We start from the raw sequence: 2,095 nt of genomic DNA, 5'->3' as shown, positions 1-2,095 counted from the left end.
CTTAACTGACTGGCATTAACCTGTGGGTGGTTTTTTTTATGCCTGTGGAAAACTACCCAAGCATGTTAAATTGCTGAAAATATAAATATAAAAAGGAATAAATTTGGTGGACATGCATGCGCCAGTATTAAGCGGATATGGAGTACGGCTAGAACAGTTAACTTTGGAACATGCCGAAGACTTGAAGACTGCCTGTTCTGATGGCAATCTCGGTGATATTTTCTATACCTCTGCCCCTTATCCGCATACGGTTGAAGCTTATATTCAGAAAGCTTTAGAACAGCAGGCAAAGGGTGAGCGGATTCCTTTTGCGGTAATCAATGGACAGACCAATCGAGCAATTGGTTCAACCAGCTATCACGACATCAAGCCGGAAATTCCACGGCTGGAAATAGGCTATACCTGGTATGCACAAAGCTTTCAGGGTACCCATGTGAATCGTGCCTGCAAATACCTGTTATTGCAGCATGCTTTTGAAACATTGAATGCGCCAGTGGTTGCTTTTAGAACAGATCATTTGAACCTGCGTAGTCAGGCCGCGATTCGTGCCTTAGGTGCCAAACAGGACGGTATTCTACGTTGCCATACCTTAAGAAAAGATGGTAAGACTGTCCGTGACACAGTGATGTTTAGCATTCTGCAATCGGAATGGCCGGCAGTGAAAGCCAAGTTAGAAGATTTTCTTAAGGCACGGACTTAACTCGGTTAAAACCTCTTTGGTATAGGACTTGCTTTGTCTCGCAGATCATGGACAATGAGTCGGAAATTATCAAGGAGATCAAACATGCAGCTGATGCCATTGCCACAACGTATCTGGGAGTTTGGACGTTTACAACTGGACCTGTCACAGCCGCATGTCATGGGTATTTTAAATGTCACCCCAGATTCTTTTAGTGATGGCGGTAAGCACAATACGAAAGATGCTGCCGTGGCTCGTGCGCTGGAAATGATGGCTGAAGGTGCCACCGTAATTGATGTTGGTGGTGAATCGACTCGTCCGGGTGCATCAGTTGTGGAAGTGGAAGAAGAAATCCGTCGCGTAGTTCCAGTGGTGGAAGAGCTGGCCAAGCATGATGTGATCATCTCGATTGATACATCCCAACCAGACGTAATTAAGGCGGCTGTGAAAGCAGGTGCACATATCTGGAATGATGTCCGTGCCTTAACCCGTCCACATGCCTTAGAAACCGCTGCTGAACTAGATATTCCAGTCATTATCATGCATATGCGTGGTGAGCCAACCACCATGAACAATCTGAATCAGTATGAAGATATCACGACAGATGTAATGACAGAACTAAAACAGCGTGTGCTGGATGCACTGGATGCAGGAGTAAAAGCAGAACATATCATGATTGATCCAGGTTTTGGTTTTGCCAAAAATGCTGAGCAGAATCTTAAATTATTGAATGAACTGTATAAGCTGAATGAACTGGGCTATCCAATGCTGTCGGCTTTATCACGGAAACGTTTTATTGGGCAGGCACTCGGTGGTGCGGAAGCGGTAGAACGTACAGTGGGTTCAGTTGCCGGGCATTTACTCAGTATCCAGCAAGGTGCTTGTATGGTTCGTGCCCATGACGTAAAAGCTACTAGTGATGCAATTAAAGTCTGGAATGCGATGCGTAGTGCGGTGTAATTTCCAGATTATTGGGTACTGAAAACCTGTTGCTGTTTGGCTTTTAGGTAGCAATATGCTATATAGGCACGCTTAAATTCTCCTGATGATGTTAGAGTGCCTGTATGTTTGCAGATTTACTTCTCCCCATGTTTGATGATGAGTATTATCCAGATATTCTGGTTGCTGAAGTAAAGCAGCACATTGAACACTTTGCCAAAAAGGTGTCTAAAACCGGTCTGTCTGAACAGGACATTTACCAGTTTGCCAATGCGACTGTGGCTGAAATCAATGAAATGAAGCCACAGTTTGAGGATCTGGATTCTTCACTGGACGATACCGCAGCGGACTATATTGCTGAAGCCATGATGATGGTGGTGCAGGAGTACGGATACTTCGATATTGAAATGGAAGAGCTAATCACTAACCGTGCATGGTAAGAAAAAGCCCTGTAAATACAGTAATGCCAGTCAGTTA

The 2,095-nt window shown here is 44.5% G+C and carries 3 protein-coding genes; all 3 read left to right on the top strand.

Annotated elements, in window-relative coordinates:
• Positions 1–112 precede the first annotated feature (112 nt).
• The 3 genes from GW12_RS05965 to GW12_RS05955 all read left to right on the top strand — a co-directional run bounded on the left by GW12_RS05965 (position 113) and on the right by GW12_RS05955 (position 2,058).
• Positions 113–700, top strand: coding sequence for a GNAT family N-acetyltransferase (locus GW12_RS05965; RefSeq protein ID WP_034584803.1), 588 nt, complete (start codon positions 113–115; stop codon positions 698–700).
• Between the two features lie 84 nt (positions 701–784).
• Positions 785–1,639: a dihydropteroate synthase gene (gene folP / locus GW12_RS05960; protein WP_034584799.1), complete on the top strand. Its 855-nt coding sequence runs from the start codon at positions 785–787 to the stop codon at positions 1,637–1,639.
• A 104-nt stretch (positions 1,640–1,743) separates the two neighbouring features.
• The gene (locus GW12_RS05955) at positions 1,744–2,058 is read left to right on the top strand and encodes a DUF5713 family protein (RefSeq protein ID WP_034584796.1); all 315 of its coding nucleotides are present in this window, start codon (positions 1,744–1,746) and stop codon (positions 2,056–2,058) included.
• The last annotated feature ends 37 nt before the right edge of the window (positions 2,059–2,095 follow it).

The organism is Acinetobacter sp. HR7 (assembly GCF_000773685.1).
Lineage (GTDB): Bacteria > Pseudomonadota > Gammaproteobacteria > Pseudomonadales > Moraxellaceae > Acinetobacter > Acinetobacter thermotolerans.
This window is presented reverse-complemented; position numbering and strand designations above follow the sequence as displayed.

Excerpts from the sequence above, each read along its gene's own strand:
- GW12_RS05965 (WP_034584803.1), top strand. The coding sequence starts at position 113 with ATGCATGCGCCAGTATTAAGCGGATATGGAGTACGGCTAGAACAGTTA.
- folP (WP_034584799.1), top strand. The coding sequence starts at position 785 with ATGCAGCTGATGCCATTGCCACAACGTATCTGGGAGTTTGGACGTTTA.
- GW12_RS05955 (WP_034584796.1), top strand. The coding sequence starts at position 1,744 with ATGTTTGCAGATTTACTTCTCCCCATGTTTGATGATGAGTATTATCCA.